Genomic DNA, 17,545 nt, shown 5'->3' on the forward strand with positions numbered 1-17,545 from the left:
ATGCCGTCCAGTCAGCTGAACAGTAACCATCATAATGTCTTGCGCTGTGAACCGGGACCCGGCGGGGCCCGCGCACCCGCCCCCATGCTCCCCGGTCAGCGGTCCTCGCCGGGGACCGCCGGTCCGTCAGGCGGCAGACACCACGGGATTCGTCAGCTCGCCGATGCCGGCGATGTGGCACGTGACGGAGTCGCCGGGAACGATCGGCGCGCACTCAGCGGGGAATCCCGTCAGCACCAGGTCGCCCGGGTGAAGGGTCATGAAGGAGGTGAGGTAGGTGAGGATTTCCTCCGCCTTCCAGCCAAGGTCGGCGGAGCTGGCTGCCTGGAGATCCTGACCGTTGTGTCTGATGCCGATCGCCAGGTCTTCACCCTTCAGGTCTGTGACGATCCAAGGCCCCACGGGCGTGAACGTGTCCTGGCTCTTGGCGCTGATCCACAGCTCGTCGGATTCCTGCAGGTTCCTGGCGGAGACGTCGTTTCCGATCGTGTAGCCCAGGACTGCGCCCATGGCGTTGCCGGGCGTCAGTGCGCGGGCCCTGCTTCCGATGACGATTGTCAGTTCGGCCTCCGGCTCGACGCGGCCCACACCCGGCAGGAGTTCAACGGCGTCCCCTGGGCCGACCACGCTGGTGGCCGCCTTGTGGAAGGCCTGCGGCGGAAGTCCGCGGCCCGCGGCACCCGTATTGTGCGCCATGCCCAGGACGTTGGCCGGGACACACGGCGCGAGGAACGTGAAGGACGATTCCTCCACCGTCGCGCCGACTTCCCAACCGCTGCGGGGCAGGCTGCCGGCGTTGGCAGCAGAACCGGGGAATGGAGAGGTGGTCACCGTCCACACTTTGCCGGCCGCACTGCCAAAGTCCGCTGCGTCGTTGGCGACGAAGAAGTATTCGTCCCCGGCAGCAGGGAAAAGGGGGCGGACTCTGGCGATTCGGCGGGCACTCGTGGCGGTCATGAAAACATCCTAGGCGGCGGAGTTCCGGGGCCCTCGATTAGGCCATCGACTGGCGTAATTCTGGCGCACAGAAACGCCGCCGGTGTTTCACATTTCCAATCGTTCACGGTATATTCATTACAAGCCTTCCACCGCGGCATCCCCCAATAGTCGCGGTGGAAGGCTTTTCCAATGCCCGGGTGATTCCAGTGTCCGGGGCCCCATTATGAGCGGGCCGGATTCGCCGATCGATGCCCGCGCCGGCAGCCTACGCGGCGTCCGCAACGGCCCCCCGCAGCCGCCAGCCCCCGCCGAGGCCGTCCCGGATCAGTTCCATGGTGGTCAGGGCCGAACCGCGGTTGCGGCCGAGCCTTGCCTGGACCTGCCACACCTCGACGTCCACGCGACTCAGACCCTTGGGCATCCGGCGCTCGGCTTCCCACCAGCTGACCCGCTCGAACCAGCGCACGGGCTCGGCCCCGATCAACCATTCCCTGCCGCCGCGGACCACGGCCAGGGGCCGCCCGTCCGGGCCTGTTTTCACCATCACGTGCTCCATGCCCGTCACAGTAGGGCGGAGCCCTGACATTTTCGGATCGAAGACATTTCGGGTGCGCCCGGGCGGCCTCCGGTCGTTAGTCGGCGGCGTGCACCGCAACGGTCTTTAGTCGGCGGCGTGCACCGCAACGACGCGCGGCTGGCGCAAGCGGATGAAAACCTCTGCGGGCTGGCGATTCTTGCCCTTGAGTGTGATGCCGGAGATGCTGACGCCTTCGGGCAGCAGAAGGCTTTGACGCACCACGCCGTGCGCGCTCTTCGACCACGCCTGACGATTCAACCCATAGACGGAGCTCTCCCGCAGCCCGAGCTCCTCGGGATCGATGCCCTCCGCACCTTGAAGCTCATAGGTGACCACGGCAAATCCTCCCTGGAGCCGGCTCCTCGACTCGAACTCAAACTCGAACTCGACCAGCCCCGCCTCAATTGTCGAATCCAACGGAAAAGTCAGCACCGTGTCCTCGGTCAGGCGCAGGGGTTCCGCGCCCGGCGCGGAAAGCTCGTGCGGCACAGGTTCGCCGCGGACGATGTCCTCGATGAGACTCGGCCATTTTTCCGCCGAAATGTCGGCCGACCGCACCGCCGGAAGCTTGTCCAGCCGCGCCAGAGAAGCTGCGACGCGCTCATGCGGGGTTTCGTTCAACGTCGAGTCCTGATCGCTGTGACGGACCTGGAAGAACATGTGCTCCCGGGAGTCAAGGATGGTCGGCATCACCTGGTCTACACCATGGTGCGGACCGGGCGTAACGATCGAGAGGCTGCGCTGGCGCGGGTCGAACGCTGACACGAAGGCCATCCCCTGGGCGGACTTCGGGTGGTAGAACTCCCGGAGGTTCACCAAGTCATGTTCGCCCTTGTAGGCCGTCAGGCCGAGTCCGAATGAAATGGCCATCCCCACGTGGTTCAGCGTCCGGTACACCTCAAGATGGGTCAGATAGTCGGCGGCGAGCAGGTCATCGTCATCGAGACGGAACCACGCGACCGGCTGCACGCCGGCGTCGGCGTCGAACTTGCTGGCGAGGTCCTGCTCAATCAGGGGCTTGACTTCTTCGATGCCTGTTCCCCGGACGACGTCGTTCCATTCCACCGGAACCAGGAACGGGTACCTGGCCGCGGCCGCGAACAAAATTTCCTGATGCCGCTTCGGGAGCAACTCGGAATACATCACAAAGTGTTTGTAGTCATGGTTTTCAGCCATCGCGGAAAGGGCAGGCACGGCCTTCTCGAAGAACATCTCAGCTCGAAGACTAAGGCGCTTTTCCGAGAACAAGTACTGCATGTAGTCCTCCGGGGTCTTGAAGACGCCGGAGCGCGACGTCTTCCAAGAGTGCGATCCGGGAGAGAAAAGGCTGTAGCGCGTGACGCCATAAAACATGGTGGTCCCCATGGTCTTTCGAAGCTGAACAAAATCACCTAACTGTACTCTGCTACCACCATGCCTTAGGGACGGGTCCGCCCCTAACCTCCCCTCGCTGATGTCAGACATTTCGGACCACGTGACCGCGCACGCGCATCGCCCGGGTCAACTATCGTTGGCAGCATGAACCTTGCCACGCAGACAATTCCACGCTTCAAGGAGTTCGCACCCGGAGACAAGCCGAACGTCGTTGATCCGATCAGCTCCCGGCAGAGGACGGCGTGGAATGAGGTTCCTGAAGTCGCGGACCGATCGTGTGACGTTGTTGTCGCCGGCGGAGGTCTATCGGGGGTGACTGCGGCCATCGCCGCCACCAGGCGCGGTGCCTCCGTGATCATGGTGGAACCGACCCACATGGTCGGCGGGCAGGCAACAGCCGGCGGCGTTTCCGCCTTTGACATCACCTTCCACTACGACCACGCGCTCAATGACTTTGGCATCTGGTCAGAGATACTCGCCCGGATCCAGCACATCTACGATGTCGACCTCAACCGGCCCGTGAACGTCGGCCATTACAGGAAAATCTCCTTCACGCCCAACGTGGCTGTGGTTGAACGAGTGCTCACCGAGATGCTCGATGCCGCGGGCGTACCCGTGCTCCGTAACACCGGGATCAGTGCTGCGTTCCGCGAGGCCGGCCGGGTCACCGGCCTCCTCACCACCGCGGGACCGATCGAGGCGAAGATCGTCATCGATGCCACCGAGGACGGGCAGGTTCTCGCCCTCGCCGGGGTCCCCCACCGGCTGAGTAACGGAGTCTCCAACGGAACAACCACCCGCGGGATCACTTCCCAACGGCAAGCCATTCAGGACATTACCTACACCGCGATTATCCAGGCCTATCCCGGGGGCATCCCCGACGAACTCCGCGTCACCGTGGCGCCGGAAAACTACGACACGTATGCAGCGGAATTCCGCAGCGCATACCCGCCAGAAGGCGGCTTCGATAGCCTCAAGAAAAAGCCCGGGCCGCTGGGATTTGCAGGCTTCCGTGCCGCCCCGGACCTGAGTTCCGAGAACATGCAAACGGGCGACGAGTACAACGCCGTAACCCGAACGAACCTGAATCATTTCAACGACTTCCCCGTCGGCGCCGACTACCTCACCGATCCGGATGCCCGCGCCCGCTACGAGGCCGAGGCGAAGCTGAAAACGATCTGCATCATCTACTACTTGCAGAACGAGCTCGGCCTGCCTTGGTCTGTCGCAACGGACGAGGGCTACGCTGAGGGGCCGACACCCCCGCGCAACCCATATGTGCCCCAGGTATATATCCCGATCGAGCGGCATATGCCACTCATCCCCTACATCCGCGAATCACGCCGCGTGATCGGGACAGCAATCATTACGGGCAAGGACATCGTCCGTGAACCGAACCGCACCGAAGCGCCCTGGCGCGACGACAGTGTGGTTGTAGGCACGTACCACCCGGACCTCCACGGCGGCCGGGCCGAGACGGACTTCGAGAATTATCTCGGCGAGTCCCTGGCCGACAAGCCCACCGTCTGGCGGGAGGGTCCGTTCCCCATCCCGATGGGAGCACTCATCCCCGAGTGGGTGGACGGGCTCCTCGCGGCGGAGAAGAATATCTCCACCACTCGGCTCGCGTCCGGTGCGATTCGGCTGCACCCTACCGTGTCAGGCATCGGTGAAGCCGCTGGCACGGCGGCTGCGTTGGCCGTGCACCATGGCGTGCAGCCGGCAGAGATTCCGGTCGCGGCCGTCCAGCTGTCACTGGCCGAGGGTGGCGCATTATTGACGCCTCTGGCCGTGGAGGGGCTGGACCGAGGGTCGCCCGAGTTCATCGCTGTCACGCTGGCCCTCGCCAGAAACAGGGCTGCCAAGGAGATCCTGCGTCCGAAGAACATGGAACCCTACATCATCACCGACACAGAGGCTGCTGCGGCCGCCGGGCAGGTGTCGATCCAGTACCTGAAGGACTGGCGGGTCAGCATTCAACGCTAACGAAGGGCGCCCCAGGCCGCGGAGTCCGCTGCCTGGGGCCCTGCCGGGCCGGCACAAAAAAACTCCGCCGTCCCGGAGATATTCCAGGACGGCGGAGCTTGAATAAGTGGTGGGTCCTACCGGGATCGAACCGATGACATCCACGGTGTAAACGTGGCGCTCTACCAGCTGAGCTAAAGACCCAAACCGCGGTTTCCGCGCTTCAGCGCTTCAACCAACGAACAGTTACTGTACCGGATGTCACCGGCCCAGCGCCAATCGGCCCGGCCGTCGCTACAACGGCGGCAGCTCGGCGGCGAGCCAAGTCAAGGCCCCGCTGACGCCTGCCTCCAGCTTGATGGTGGCAAGGCCGTCGCCGCGGGTCGGTCCTCTGTTGATGATGACGACGGCTTTGCCCTGCTTCGCCGCGTGGCGGACAAAACGCAGGCCGCTCATCACGGTGAGTGAGGAGCCTGCCACCAGGAGCGCCCGGGCGGCGTCGACCATGGCGTAGGAGCGCTCCACCCGGTCCTTGGGCACGTTTTCCCCGAAGTACACGAAGTCCGGTTTCAGGGTGCCGCCGCAGGCGGGGCAGCGGGCGACGACGAACGACTCAATCAGTCGGGTGTCCTCGACGGCGGCATCGGCGTCCGGCGCCATTTCAACCACCCCGGCGGCCTGCGCGCGTTCGAGGAACCCGGGGTTGAGTTCCTCCAGGACACCGGCCAGCATCCGGCGGCTGAACCGCCGGTGGCAGTCCAGGCACACCACCTGGTCGAACCGGCCGTGCAGGTCCACCACGTTGACGCTGCCGGCGTCCTCGTGGAGCCGGTCCACGTTCTGGGTGATGAGTCCGGTGAGCAGCCCCTGCTGCTCCAGCCGGGCTACCGCGGCGTGGCCCGCGTTGGGATCCGCCCTGCGCAGGTGTGACCAGCCGATGTGGTTGCGGGCCCAGTAGCGCTGCCGGTTTCCCGGCTCGCCGATGAATTCCTGGTAGGTCATGGGGGTCCGCGGCGCGGCGCCGGGCCCGCGGTAGTCCGGGATGCCTGAATCCGTACTCAGGCCGGCGCCGGTCAGCACGGCAAACTGGCCCCCGGACAGGAGTCCGTGGATGTCCTGCAGGGCCTCGAGTTCGGTGCGCTGGAGCTCCGCGGCGGTCCCGGCGGCCGTGACCGGCGGGAGACTGGCAAACCCGGTCATGCCGATTCCTGGCCGCCGCTGCCTCACCGGGTCAGTTCCCGCCGAGTCCCGCGAGGGCAGCCCGGTATTCGGCGAAGTCCCGGGCCTGGCCGCGGGGATTCACCACGACGTAGCGGACAATTCCCGCCGCGTCAATGATGAAGGTGCCGCGCAGCGCCATGCCGCTGTCAGGGTCGAACACGCCATAAGCCGAGGCCACGGCGCCGTGCGGCCAGAAGTCGGCGAGCAGGTCGAAGCCATAACCTTCCTTTTCGGCATAGGCCCGCTGGGCGAACTTACTGTCCACCGAGACCGCCAGCACGACGGCATCGGAAGCCTCGAACAGTGCCAGGTTGTCCCGGATTTCGCACAGTTCCCCGGTGCAGATGCCGGAGAAGGCGAACGGGTAGAAGACTATGACGACATTGCGGCCGCGGAGATCCGAGAGGCGCACCGGTTCGCCGAATTGATTGGCGAGCTCGAAATCCGGTGCGGCATCGCCGACGCCGGGTACCCCGCCGGGAACAGGACTCATTACGGCAGACACCGCAGAGGCCTCGTGCTGGACCGCCTGGGTCACTTGTTCTTCCGCGTGACCAACCGGGTGGCGCTCCAGTCCTTCGAGACGCCGGCGGAGGTGGTGTAGTGAAGACCTGCGGTGGGCGCGGCGTCCTGGATGTCCGCGGGCGAGACGTAGCCGTCCCGGCCGGACTTGGGCGTCAGGACCCAGACCACGCCACCCTCGGTGAGAGTGGTCAGCGAGTCGACCAGCGTGTCCACAAGGTCTCCGTCACCTGCCCGCCACCAGAGAATGGCGGCGTCGACCACCTCGTGATCGTCCTCATCGAGAAGCTCAGAGCCCGTGAGATCTTCGATATCGTCCCGCAAGTCGAAGTCGACATCGTCGTCATAACCGAATTCCTGAATCAGGTCCCCGTCTTTGAAACCCAGTTTCTCCGCCACATTTACCGAAGTGGCGGCGTCGGCCTCGCTCACGTGTTGCTCCTATGCTTTTTGAATTGCTTCATGTTTTCAATGGCACTAGTGATTTCCATTACTCCAAGCCAACACCCTTTGCGCTCTCGCTTCAAGCTGTTGGCACCGCGATCCGCCATATTCTGCGTCACACGAGGCGATCCGGAGGCTGCAGGGCAGCGCTTCGTCACACAACCAGTATGCCCGTGAAATACGGCGGCGGGTCCATACGGCGGCTACGCATCCATCAGTCCGCACGGCTAGAGTGGCTGATGACGACTACGCCTGCGCGGGCAACCGCCCGGCTGATACAGGCAGGCGTACCGTGATTGGACCTTGCCCGGCGCATACGACCGGGCTGTTGTAACCGATATGTCGCACACGTCGCGTTCACGCCAGGCAGTCACCCTGCCCGGAGCTGAGGGTGCCGATAGATGCGCTCAAAGAGAGGTTGGACGTGGCTGCAGGAGAAGATACCTCCCATATCCTCAGCGGGTTGACAAACCAGCTGCCTGATCGTGATCCGGAAGAGACCGCCGAATGGCTGGAGTCCCTGGATACCCTGATTCAGGAACAAGGCACCGAACGTGCCCAGTACATTATGCGCAGCCTGCTCCAGCGGGCCGGCGCGCAGAGCGTGGGTGTTCCGATGGTCACCACCACGGACTACGTCAACACCATCCCGGTCGACCAGGAAGCGGCATTCCCTGGCGATGAAGAGATCGAACGCAAGTACCGTGCCTGGCTGCGCTGGAATGCCGCCGTGATGGTGCACCGGGCACAGCGGGCGGACATTGGCGTCGGCGGCCACATCTCCACCTACGCCGGTGCCGCGACCCTGTACGAGGTTGGTTTCAACCACTTCTTCCGCGGCAAGGACCACTCCGGCGGCGGCGACCAGGTCTTCTTCCAGGGCCACGCCTCCCCCGGCATGTACGCCCGCGCCTTCATGGAGGGCCGGCTCTCCGAGGAGGACCTGGACGGGTTCCGCCAGGAGAAGTCCAAGGAAGGGCACGCACTGTCCTCCTATCCGCACCCGCGCCTGATGCCGGAGTTCTGGGAATTCCCCACCGTCTCGATGGGCATCGGCCCGATGAACGCCATCTACCAGGCCCAGTCCAACCGGTACCTGCACAACCGCGGCATCAAGGACACCTCGGACCAGCAGGTCTGGGCGTTCCTGGGCGACGGCGAAATGGACGAGCCCGAGTCCCGCGGCCTGCTGCAGCTCGCGGCCAACGACAAGCTCGACAACCTCAACTTCGTCATCAACTGCAACCTCCAGCGCCTCGACGGTCCCGTCCGCGGCAACGGCAAGATCATGCAGGAACTCGAAGCGTTCTTCCGCGGTGCCGGCTGGAACGTCATCAAGGTCGTCTGGGGCCGCGAGTGGGATGACCTGCTGGCCAAGGACGAGGACGGCTCGCTCGTCAAGATCATGAACGAGACCGTCGACGGCGACTACCAGACGTACAAGGCCGAATCCGGCGCGTTCGTCCGCGAGCACTTCTTCGGCAAGACCCCGCAGACCAAGGAAATGGTCCAGGACCTGACCGACGACCAGATCTGGAACCTCAAGCGCGGCGGGCACGACTACAACAAGGTCTACGCCGCGTACAAGGCCGCCACCGAGTTCAAGGGCAAGCCCACGGTCATCCTGGCGCACACGGTCAAGGGCTACGGCCTGGGTACCCACTTCGAGGGCCGCAACGCGACCCACCAGATGAAGAAGCTCACCCTTGCGGACCTCAAGGCCTTCCGCGACCACCTGCGCATCCCGATCACGGACGAGCAGCTCGAAGCGGACCTCTACCGGCCGCCGTACTACCACCCCGGCATGGACTCCCCGGAGATCCAGTACCTGATGGACCGCCGCAAGCAGCTCGGCGGCTTCGTCCCCGAGCGGCGCTCCAAGCACGCCGACGTCACCCTCCCGGATGAGAAGGTCTACGAAGTCGCCAACCGCGGCTCCGGCAAGCAGCACGCCGCCACCACCATGGCATTTGTCCGGCTGCTCAAGGACCTCATGCGGGACAAGGAGTTCGGCAAGCGGATTGTGCCGATCATCCCCGATGAGGCCCGCACCTTCGGCATGGACGCGTTCTTCCCGACGGCGAAGATCTACAACCCGAACGGCCAGAACTACCTCTCCGTGGACCGCGAGCTCGTCCTGGCGTACAAGGAGTCCATCTCCGGCCAGATCGTGCACGCCGGCATCAACGAGGCCGGGTCCGTGGCAGCCTTCACCGCCGCCGGCACGTCCTACGCCACCCACGGCGAACCGCTCATCCCGGTCTACGTCTTCTACTCGATGTTCGGGTTCCAGCGCACGGGCGATTCCTTCTGGGCAGCCGCCGACCAGATGACCCGCGGGTTCATCATCGGCGCCACGGCAGGGCGCACCACGCTGACCGGCGAAGGCCTGCAGCACGCCGACGGGCACTCCCCCATGCTGGCGGCAACCAACCCAGCCGTCGTCACCTACGACCCGGCATACGGTTACGAGATGGGCGTCATCATGCGTGACGGCCTCAACCGGATGTACGGTCCCGGCCCTGACGACAACGACCCGTCGCGGAACGTGATGTACTACATCACGGTCTACAACGAGCCGATCGTGCAGCCGCCGGCACCGGCGGAACTCGACGTCGAGGGCATCGTCAAGGGCATCTACCTGCTGGCGCCGGCCAAGATTGACGGCCCGCGCACGCAGATCCTTGCCTCGGGCGTGTCTGTTCCCTGGGCCCTCGAAGCCCAGCGGGTCCTCGCCGAGGACTGGGGCGTCTCAGCGGACGTCTGGTCCGTGACCTCCTGGACCGAACTGCGCCGCGACGCCATGGCCGCCGAGGAAGATTCCTTCCTCAACCCCGGCCAGCCCGCCCGCGTCCCGTTCGTCACCCAGCAGCTCGCCGGTGCCACCGGGCCGATCGTTGCGGTCACCGACTACATGAAGGCCGTGCCGGACCAGATCCGGCAGTTCCTCCCGAACGAGTTCGCCTCGCTCGGCGCGGACGGCTTCGGCTTCTCCGACACCCGTGCCGCGGCACGCCGCTTCTTCAAGAACGACATCCACTCGATCGTGGTCCGTTCCCTGCAGATGCTGGCCCGCCGCGGCGAGGTCGACGCCCAAGCGCCGGCCCAGGCGATCGAGAAGTACCGTCTGCTCAACGTGAACGCCGGCACCACCGGCAACGCGGGCGGCGACTCCTAACCGCGCCGCACGCCACCACAGTTCGACGGCGGCTCCCACCGAACGGTGGGGGCCGCCGTCGGGCGTTTAACCGCCCCGCCTGCCTCCTTCTCGCTTTCCATCTCCCCTCCCGCCTCCCTCCGGCCTCCCTTGTTGCGCACGCTTTGGACTGCTGCGGGACGCTGTGATGCAGGACAAGGGCAGTTGTAGCCTTCGCACAAATGGAGCTTGGGCGGCCCGCCCCGTATGCTCAATGCATGGCAGAGCCGATCACCACTCCCGAAAAACGCAAGCCGAGCTCGAGGGCGATGACTCCGGAGAAAGCCGAAACCCTCAAGAAGCTCCGGGCCAGCGTGGGCCAGCTGTCGACGACGACGCTGCGCCAGTTGGAGAAGTCCCTGCCGTGGTACGGCCGGCTGAACTCGGATGAACGTTCCGCCCTGGGCATGGTGGCCCAGAACGGCATCGCGGCTTTCGTCACCTGGTACGAGCGGCCGAGTTCGCCGTCGTGGATCCTCTCCGACGTCTTCGGCACCGCCCCCACCGAGCTGACCCGCTCCATCAGCCTGCAGAAGGCGCTCCAGCTGATCCGGATCGTGGTCGAAGTCGTCGAGGACCAGGTCCCGGTGATCGCCCCGGAAGCGGACCAGGGGGCCCTTCGGGAAGCCGTGCTGCGCTACTCGCGGGAGGTCGCGTTCGCGGCCGCCGACGTTTACGCCCGCGCCGCGGAATCCCGCGGCTCCTGGGATACCCGGCTGGAGGCCCTGATTGTCGATGCCATCCTCCGCGGCGAAAACACCGACGCGCTGCGGTCCAGGATCGCGGCCCTGGGCTGGAAAGCACAGGAGCGCTTCACCGTCATGGTCGGGAATTCCCCGTCCGAACCAAGCGCCAGCTACGTCAGCGAACTGCGGCGCACCGCCGGGCGCTTCGCCGAGGACGCCCTCGTGGGGATCCAGGGCGACCGGCTCATCCTGATCCTCGGCGGGGTCCACGACCGGGAGACCGCGTACCTGAAGCTCAGCGAACTCTTTGCCCCCGGCCCGGTGGTCTACGGCCCGGAGGCCGGGTCCCTTCTCGAGGCCAGCGGCTCCGCCCAGTCGGCCTTTGCCGGCCTCACCGCGGCCCGCGCATGGCCGTCCGCGCCGCGCCCGGTGGCGGCCGATGACCTGCTCCCCGAGCGGGTGATCTCCGGCGACGACGCCGCCCGCCGCTCGCTGGTCAAGAACATCTACCGCCCGCTGCTCGCCGCCTCCAACGGGCTCGTGGAGACCCTCGGCACGTACCTGGAACTGGGCCATTCGCTCGAGGCCACGGCCCGGGAACTCTTCGTCCACGCCAACACGGTGCGCTACCGGCTCAAGCGCGTCTGCGACGTCACCGGCTGGGATCCGCTGCTGCCGCGGGAGGCGTTCGTGCTCCAGACCGCCCTCGTCGTGGGCCGGCTTTCTGCCCCGCCGAAGGCCCCCACGGAGCGGCAGCCTCCCCGCAACGGCTCCTGAACCGTTGTAGACTTCCTACAAACTGACCCAGTGAGCTTGGTGCATGAAAACACGAATGTTCACGCGGTAATTTGGAAAGCTGGTTACGTGCTTGCAATCGTTTGCCCTGGACAGGGCTCCCAGACCCCTGGTTTTCTGGCCCCCTGGCTGGAACTGCCACCCGTCGCAGGCCTCCTGGCCTCCCTCAGCGAAATAGCAGGCATCGACCTCACCGCGCACGGCACCACCTCCGATGAGGAGACCATCAAGGACACCGCTGTCGCTCAGCCGCTGATCGTCGCTGCGGGCCTGGTGACCGCAAAGTCGCTGTTCGACGTCGAACTCGGCACACTTCCCGTCATCCTCGCCGGCCACTCCGTCGGCGAAATCACCGCGGCTTCCCTCGCCGGTGTCCTGTCGGAATCTGAAGCCATGACGTTTGTCCGCGAACGCGCCAACAGCATGGCGGCCGCTGCTGCCGCCACCCCGACCGGCATGAGTGCCGTCGTGGGCGGCGACCCCGCCGAGGTCCTGGCAGCCATTGGCGCCGCGGGGGCCACGGCCGCCAACGTCAACGGGGCGGGCCAGACCGTCGCCGCCGGCACCCTGGAGCAACTGAAGGCCCTGGCGGAGAACCCGCCGGCCAAGGCCCGGGTCATTCCGCTGAAGGTCGCCGGCGCGTTCCACACCTCACATATGGCCCCCGCCGGCGCGGCCCTGCAGGCCCTGCGTCCGTCGCTGCACCCGAAGGACCCGCAGGTACCGCTGCTGTCCAACTTCGACGGCGCGGAAGTCACCGACGGCGCCGCCGCCGTCGACAGCCTGATCGCCCAGGTCTCCCGACCGGTCCGCTGGGACCTGTGCATGGAGACGATGGTGCAGCGCGGGGTGACCGGCGTGATCGAACTGGCTCCCGCCGGGACACTGGCCGGCCTGGCCAAGCGCGGCATGCCCGGCGTCAAGACAGTCACCGTCAAGACCCCGGACGACCTTTCCGCGGCCCTGGCCCTATTTGCAGAACTGGAGGGAGGGGCATGAGCGTTCCCACTCTGAAGCAGGCACCCGTGCAGGCAAACACCCGCATCATGGGTATCGGCGCCTACCGGCCCAGCGTGATCGTGACCAACGAGGACGTGTGCCAGTGGATCGACTCCTCGGATGAGTGGATCCGCCAGCGCACGGGCATCATCACCCGGCACCGCGCGCCCGCCGATGTCAGCGTTATTGACATGGCCGAGGGCGCCGCACGTGAAGCCCTGCAGAAGGCCGGCATCGAGGCCTCCCAGCTCGGCGCAGTGATCGTCTCCACGGTCACCCACCCGTATGCGACCCCGTCCGCTGCAGCGAGCCTCGCCGACCGCCTCGGCGCGACGCCGGCCCCGGCCTTCGACATCTCGGCGGCATGCGCCGGCTACTGCTACGGCATCGCCCAGGGCGACGCCCTGGTGCGCTCCGGCGCGGCCTCCTACGTCCTGGTGGTCGGTGCCGAAAAGCTCTCCGACGTCATCGACAACACCGAACGGACCATTTCCTTCCTGCTTGGCGACGGCGCGGGCGCCGTCGTGATCGGCCCCTCCGACACCCCGGGCATCGGCCCCTCGGTGTGGGGTTCGGACGGCAGCAAGTGGGATGCCATCGGCATGACCCACTCCATGCTGGACATCCGCGAGCTCGCCCTGACCGGCAAGCACGGCGCCTCCGTCAGCGATGAGGAAGCGGCCGTGACCGACGCGTCCCTGTGGCCGACCCTGCGCCAGGACGGCCAGACTGTCTTCCGCTGGGCCGTGTGGGAGATGGCCAAGGTGGCCCAGCAGGCCCTGGACGCCGCCGGCATCCGGTCCGAGGACCTCGCCGCGTTCATCCCGCACCAGGCCAACATGCGCATCATCGATGAGATGGCCAAGAAGCTGCAGCTGCCCGAGACCGTCAAGATCGCCCGCGACATCGCCGACGCCGGAAATACGTCGGCGGCGTCCATCCCCCTGGCCACCCACCGCCTGCTTGAGGAAAACCCCGAGCTCAGCGGCGGGCTGGCGCTGCAGATCGGCTTCGGAGCCGGTCTGGTCTTCGGCGCCCAGGTGGTCGTGCTTCCTTAGGCAGCCACCGCTTTTCCGAACTAAATACGTTCCGCCCGTTTCACCCTTGCACCGCATGTCCTTCTTTCAGGGCTCGCCCGCATGCTGTGCTCGCAAGCATTCCCGCACCAAGCCGAACCCTCGGTTTGAATCATTTCCGCCCTTAGGCTGCCGGCAATTCGCCGGCAGCCGAGGGCAATAACCAGAAAAGGAGCCATCAATGGCTAGCAACGAAGAAATCCTGGCCGGCCTGGCTGAAATCGTCAACGAAGAGACCGGCCTGGCCACGGAGGCTGTCGAAATGGACAAGTCCTTCACCGAGGACCTGGACATCGACTCCATCTCGATGATGACGATCGTCGTCAACGCCGAAGAGAAGTTCGGCGTCCGCATCCCGGACGAAGAGGTCAAGAACCTCAAGACCGTCGGCGACGCCGTCAGCTTCATCGCCAACGCCCAGGCCTAGTCTGGCTTCCGCCGGCAACGGCGGACCCCGGTGCCGGTCCGGGCGCTGCAGCAGCGCCCGGACCGGACCACCAGCAATAGAACGACCCCAACGTTTTCCCCTCGCAGGCCCCGGCCATCCCCTTCGCGGTTCCGGATACGGCAGGCGCACCGACAGAGAGTGATCCCATGGCACGCAAAGTAGTCATTACCGGTCTGGGTGCCACCACACCCATCGGCGGCGATGTCCCCACAATGTGGAAGAACGCGCTCAAGGGCGTCTCCGGCGCGCACACGCTTGAGGACGACTGGGTGGCCAAGTACGAGCTGCCTGTCCACTTCGCCGCACGCGCCTCCACCCCTGCCCTGGACGTCCTGACCCGGGTCGAGGCCAAGCGCATGGACCCGTCCACCCAGTTCGCCGTGGTCGCAGCCCGCGAGGCGTGGGCCGACTCCGGCATCACCGAAATCGACCACGACCGCCTGGCAGTTGCCTTCGCGACCGGCATCGGCGGCGTCTGGACCCTGCTGGATGCCTGGGACACCCTGCGCGAAAAGGGTCCCCGCCGCGTCCTGCCCATGACCGTGCCCATGCTGATGCCCAACGGCCCCGCCGCGGCGGTCAGCCTGGACCTGGGTGCCCGCGCCGGCGCCCACACCCCCGTCTCCGCTTGCGCGTCCGGCACCGAGGCCGTGCACGTGGGCCTGGACCTGATCCGCGCCGGCAAGGCCGACGTCGTCGTCTGCGGCGGCGCTGAAGCCGCCATCCACCCGATGCCGATCGCCGCCTTTGCCTCCATGCAGGCCCTCTCGCGCCGCAACGACGATCCCGAGCACGCCTCACGCCCCTACGACCTTGACCGCGACGGCTTCGTCATGGGCGAAGGCGCCGGTGCCCTGGTACTCGAGGCCGAGGAACACGCCCTGGCCCGCGGCGCCCGGATCTACGCCGAACTGGCCGGCACGTCGGTCACCGCCGACGCCTACCACATCACCGCCCCGGACCCCCAGGGCCTGGGCGCCACCCGCGCGCTGAAGGCTGCCATGTTCGATGGCCGCATCCAGCCCGAAGACATCGTGCACGTCAACGCGCACGCCACCTCCACCCCGGTCGGCGACAAGCCCGAGTACGCGGCCCTCAAGGCCGCCCTGGGCAAGCACGTGGACTCCGTCGCGGTCTCGGCCACCAAGTCCCAGATGGGGCACCTGCTCGGCGCCTCCGGTGCCGTGGAAGCCGTGCTGACCGTCATGGCCATCTACGACCGCAAGGCGCCCGTGACGATCAACCTCGAGAACCAGGATCCGGAAATCCCGCTCGACGTCGTCACGTCGGCCCGCGACCTGCCGGCCGGCAGCATCGCCGCGCTGAGCAACTCGTTCGGCTTCGGCGGCCACAACGCCGTGATCGCGGTACGCAGCGTGTAGCTGCTCCTGCCCGCTCCCCCCGCCCGGAACGCAGATGGCGGCAATGTTCTTCGTGAACATTGCCGCCATCGCTCGTTTGGCGCCTAGCTATGGAATTGCTGCGGTGGTGCGCCCGGTGAAGCCCTAGCCGACCTGGTGGAGCCAGCGCACCGGGGCGCCTTCGGCGGCGTGCCGGAACGGCTCGAGTTCCTCGTCCCAGGCCTCGCCCAGGGCGAGCGAGAGCTCGTGGTAGACGGCCGAGGGGTCGCCGGCGCCGGATTCGTAGGCGTAGCGGATGCGGTCCTCGGACACCATGATGTTGCCGTGGACGTCGGTGGTGGCGTGGAAGATCCCCAACTCCGGGGTGTGCGACCAGCGGCCGCCGTCGACCCCCTGGCTGGGTTCCTCAGTGACTTCATAGCGCAGGTGCGCCCAGCCTCGCAGAGCGGACGCCAATTGAGCCCCCGTGCCCGGCGTTCCGGTCCACGACAGCTCGGCCCGGAACATTCCGGGCGCGGCAGGCTGAGCGGTCCACTCCAGGTCCGTCCGCTTGTCCACGACAGACCCTATGGCCCACTCGACGTGGGGGCACAAGGCAGTCGGGGCCGAGTGAACGAACAACACACCGCGGGTCAGTGCAACAGACATTCCATCCTCCATAGCTGTAGGTACGTCTTCCCCAACGACCTGTGCCTGGATGTCTGTCTGTTGCGCGGATCCGAAATTGTGCCGGCGGTCCCTGCCAGACTACTAATATACAACCGGGTTCAAAGCTGGGACGTGTTGCATTCCAGCTTCAAGTTCAACTTGAAACTTCCCGGGCGTGAGTTTTATTCTGCCCTACCCCTCCTAATTACGCCAGTGCGATTCGGCGCGTCTTTTGCGGCGCGCCGTGCCCGGTTCAGCAGACCTGTAGACGGACCCTGGTCCGCTTGGCGCGGGGCCGGTTTGCGGGCGGAATCCCGGGCAGGAATCCGCGCCGGATTGTGGGCCTTTCCGGCCGCCCGGACGCGCCGCGCCGGCGATCATCAGGCCCGGGGGTGGGCCTGCTGGTAGCTCTGCCGCAGTCGATCGACGGACACGTGGGTGTAGATCTGGGTGGTGGCCAGGCTGCTGTGCCCGAGGATTTCCTGCACGGCGCGCAGGTCTGCCCCGCCGTCGAGCAGGTGGGTCGCTGCGGAGTGCCGCAGCGCGTGCGGCCCGGTGGCGGCGGTGTCTCCCAGCCGTTCCAGCATCTCCTTGACCACGCTGCGGACCTGGCGCTGGTCCACCCGTCCGCCGCGCGCGCCCAGGAAGAGCGCCGGGCCGCTGGTCCCGGTTGCGAGGGCCGGCCGGCCGCGGCGGAGCCAGTCGTCGACGGCGAGCGCCGCCGGCAGCCCGTAGGGCACCGTGCGTTCCTTGTTGCCCTTGCCAAGCACCCGGAGGGTCCTGCGGTCCGGGTCGAGGTCGTCGACGTCCATGCCGGCGAGCTCGCCGACCCGGACGCCGGTGGCGTAGAGCAGCTCCACCATGGCGCGGTTGCGCAGGGCCAGCGGATCCCCCTCGGCCGAGGCGGATTCGGCGTCGTCGACGAGCCGCCGGACCTGTTGCTGGTGCAGGACGCCGGGCAGGGACTTCTCGCGCTTGGGGGCCTTGAGCCGCAGGGCTGGGTCGGCTTCGATCAGCTCCTCGCGGACAGCCCAGGCGGTGAAGGCCCTGGCGGTAGCGGCGCGGCGGGCCAGGGTGGCGCGGGACTTCCCGGACTCGCTCTGGGCGCCAAGCCAGCGCCGCAGGGTCCCGAGCTCCAGCCCGGCAAGGTCGCGGACCCCCTCGGTTGCGGCGTGCGCCAGCAGGCTTTCGACGTCGGAGAGATAGGCCCGCACTGTATGGGCGGACCGGCCCCGCTCGGCTTCCAGGTAGCGGCCGAAGCGTACGGCGGCGATCTGCATATCGCCGTCGGGCG

Annotated in this window: 15 protein-coding genes and 1 tRNA gene; 7 read left to right on the forward strand and 9 right to left on the reverse strand. The window is 66.5% G+C overall.

Features of this window, described 5'->3' with window-relative positions:
• Positions 1-126 precede the first annotated feature (126 nt).
• The 3 genes from C566_RS0105935 to C566_RS0105945 all read right to left on the reverse strand — a co-directional run bounded on the left by C566_RS0105935 (position 127) and on the right by C566_RS0105945 (position 2,869).
• Entirely contained in the window at positions 127-957 is an 831-nt protein-coding gene (locus C566_RS0105935; RefSeq protein WP_018773423.1) for a fumarylacetoacetate hydrolase family protein, read from the reverse strand.
• Positions 958-1,204: 247 nt separating this feature from the next.
• Positions 1,205-1,483 carry a hypothetical protein gene (locus C566_RS0105940; RefSeq protein WP_018773424.1) on the reverse strand — a complete coding sequence of 93 codons (279 nt, stop codon included), beginning with the start codon at positions 1,481-1,483 and terminating at the stop codon, positions 1,205-1,207.
• Positions 1,484-1,600: 117 nt separating this feature from the next.
• Positions 1,601-2,869, reverse strand: coding sequence for a glycosyltransferase (locus C566_RS0105945; protein ID WP_196802333.1), 1,269 nt, complete (start codon positions 2,867-2,869; stop codon positions 1,601-1,603).
• A gap of 165 nt (positions 2,870-3,034) precedes the next feature.
• Between C566_RS0105945 and C566_RS0105950 the strand changes: the two genes are divergently transcribed.
• The gene (locus C566_RS0105950) at positions 3,035-4,876 is read left to right on the forward strand and encodes an FAD-dependent oxidoreductase (protein ID WP_081627258.1); all 1,842 of its coding nucleotides are present in this window, start codon (positions 3,035-3,037) and stop codon (positions 4,874-4,876) included.
• Positions 4,877-4,983: 107 nt separating this feature from the next.
• On the opposite strand, the gene C566_RS0105955 is transcribed toward C566_RS0105950, so the two are convergent.
• From C566_RS0105955 to C566_RS0105970, 4 genes are all read right to left on the reverse strand, one after another.
• A tRNA-Val gene (locus tag C566_RS0105955) sits at positions 4,984-5,059 on the reverse strand.
• 90 nt (positions 5,060-5,149) lie between these two features.
• Positions 5,150-6,082, reverse strand: coding sequence for an NAD-dependent protein deacetylase (locus tag C566_RS0105960; RefSeq protein ID WP_026266432.1), 933 nt, complete (start codon positions 6,080-6,082; stop codon positions 5,150-5,152).
• Between the two features lie 4 nt (positions 6,083-6,086).
• Complete coding sequence (locus tag C566_RS0105965; protein WP_043466219.1) at positions 6,087-6,569, reverse strand: peroxiredoxin; 483 nt, start codon at positions 6,567-6,569, stop codon at positions 6,087-6,089.
• Between the two features lie 41 nt (positions 6,570-6,610).
• A complete protein-coding gene (locus C566_RS0105970; protein ID WP_018773429.1) occupies positions 6,611-7,030 on the reverse strand; it encodes a DUF3052 domain-containing protein in 420 nt (139 codons plus the stop codon).
• A 436-nt stretch (positions 7,031-7,466) separates the two neighbouring features.
• Here C566_RS0105970 and aceE point away from each other — a divergent pair, with 436 nt between their 5' ends.
• The 6 genes from aceE to fabF all read left to right on the forward strand — a co-directional run bounded on the left by aceE (position 7,467) and on the right by fabF (position 15,624).
• Positions 7,467-10,220 carry a pyruvate dehydrogenase (acetyl-transferring), homodimeric type gene (gene aceE, locus C566_RS0105975; protein WP_026266434.1) on the forward strand — a complete coding sequence of 918 codons (2,754 nt, stop codon included), beginning with the start codon at positions 7,467-7,469 and terminating at the stop codon, positions 10,218-10,220.
• A gap of 236 nt (positions 10,221-10,456) precedes the next feature.
• On the forward strand, positions 10,457-11,701 hold the full coding sequence (locus C566_RS0105980) for a PucR family transcriptional regulator (protein WP_018773431.1): 1,245 nt from the start codon (positions 10,457-10,459) through the stop codon (positions 11,699-11,701).
• Positions 11,702-11,788: 87 nt separating this feature from the next.
• Complete coding sequence (locus C566_RS0105985) at positions 11,789-12,718, forward strand: ACP S-malonyltransferase (protein ID WP_018773432.1); 930 nt, start codon at positions 11,789-11,791, stop codon at positions 12,716-12,718.
• Positions 12,715-13,776, forward strand: coding sequence for a beta-ketoacyl-ACP synthase III (locus tag C566_RS0105990; protein WP_018773433.1), 1,062 nt, complete (start codon positions 12,715-12,717; stop codon positions 13,774-13,776). Before C566_RS0105985 ends, C566_RS0105990 begins: the two co-directional genes overlap by 4 nt.
• 199 nt (positions 13,777-13,975) lie before the next feature.
• The gene (locus C566_RS0105995) at positions 13,976-14,221 is read left to right on the forward strand and encodes an acyl carrier protein (protein ID WP_018773434.1); all 246 of its coding nucleotides are present in this window, start codon (positions 13,976-13,978) and stop codon (positions 14,219-14,221) included.
• A 167-nt stretch (positions 14,222-14,388) separates the two neighbouring features.
• On the forward strand, positions 14,389-15,624 hold the full coding sequence (gene fabF / locus C566_RS0106000; protein WP_018773435.1) for a beta-ketoacyl-ACP synthase II: 1,236 nt from the start codon (positions 14,389-14,391) through the stop codon (positions 15,622-15,624).
• A gap of 123 nt (positions 15,625-15,747) precedes the next feature.
• Here the strand turns inward: fabF and C566_RS0106005 are convergent, their stop codons facing one another.
• Entirely contained in the window at positions 15,748-16,251 is a 504-nt protein-coding gene (locus tag C566_RS0106005; protein ID WP_026266435.1) for a DUF3145 domain-containing protein, read from the reverse strand.
• Between the two features lie 380 nt (positions 16,252-16,631).
• The gene (locus tag C566_RS0106010; protein ID WP_018773437.1) at positions 16,632-17,531 is read right to left on the reverse strand and encodes a tyrosine recombinase XerC; all 900 of its coding nucleotides are present in this window, start codon (positions 17,529-17,531) and stop codon (positions 16,632-16,634) included.
• Positions 17,532-17,545: the final 14 nt, after the last annotated feature.

The sequence above is a fragment of the Arthrobacter sp. 131MFCol6.1 genome, from assembly GCF_000374925.1.
Classification (GTDB): Bacteria; Actinomycetota; Actinomycetes; order Actinomycetales; family Micrococcaceae; genus Arthrobacter.

Excerpts from the sequence above, each read along its gene's own strand:
- C566_RS0105935 (WP_018773423.1), bottom strand. The coding sequence starts at position 957 with ATGACCGCCACGAGTGCCCGCCGAATCGCCAGAGTCCGCCCCCTTTTC.
- C566_RS0105940 (WP_018773424.1), bottom strand. The coding sequence starts at position 1,483 with ATGGTGAAAACAGGCCCGGACGGGCGGCCCCTGGCCGTGGTCCGCGGC.
- C566_RS0105945 (WP_196802333.1), bottom strand. The coding sequence starts at position 2,869 with ATGTTTTATGGCGTCACGCGCTACAGCCTTTTCTCTCCCGGATCGCAC.
- C566_RS0105950 (WP_081627258.1), top strand. The coding sequence starts at position 3,035 with ATGAACCTTGCCACGCAGACAATTCCACGCTTCAAGGAGTTCGCACCC.
- C566_RS0105965 (WP_043466219.1), bottom strand. The coding sequence starts at position 6,569 with ATGAGTCCTGTTCCCGGCGGGGTACCCGGCGTCGGCGATGCCGCACCG.
- C566_RS0105980 (WP_018773431.1), top strand. The coding sequence starts at position 10,457 with ATGGCAGAGCCGATCACCACTCCCGAAAAACGCAAGCCGAGCTCGAGG.
- C566_RS0105990 (WP_018773433.1), top strand. The coding sequence starts at position 12,715 with ATGAGCGTTCCCACTCTGAAGCAGGCACCCGTGCAGGCAAACACCCGC.
- C566_RS0105995 (WP_018773434.1), top strand. The coding sequence starts at position 13,976 with ATGGCTAGCAACGAAGAAATCCTGGCCGGCCTGGCTGAAATCGTCAAC.
- fabF (WP_018773435.1), top strand. The coding sequence starts at position 14,389 with ATGGCACGCAAAGTAGTCATTACCGGTCTGGGTGCCACCACACCCATC.
- C566_RS0106005 (WP_026266435.1), bottom strand. The coding sequence starts at position 16,251 with ATGTCTGTTGCACTGACCCGCGGTGTGTTGTTCGTTCACTCGGCCCCG.
- C566_RS0106010 (WP_018773437.1), bottom strand. The coding sequence starts at position 17,531 with ATGCAGATCGCCGCCGTACGCTTCGGCCGCTACCTGGAAGCCGAGCGG.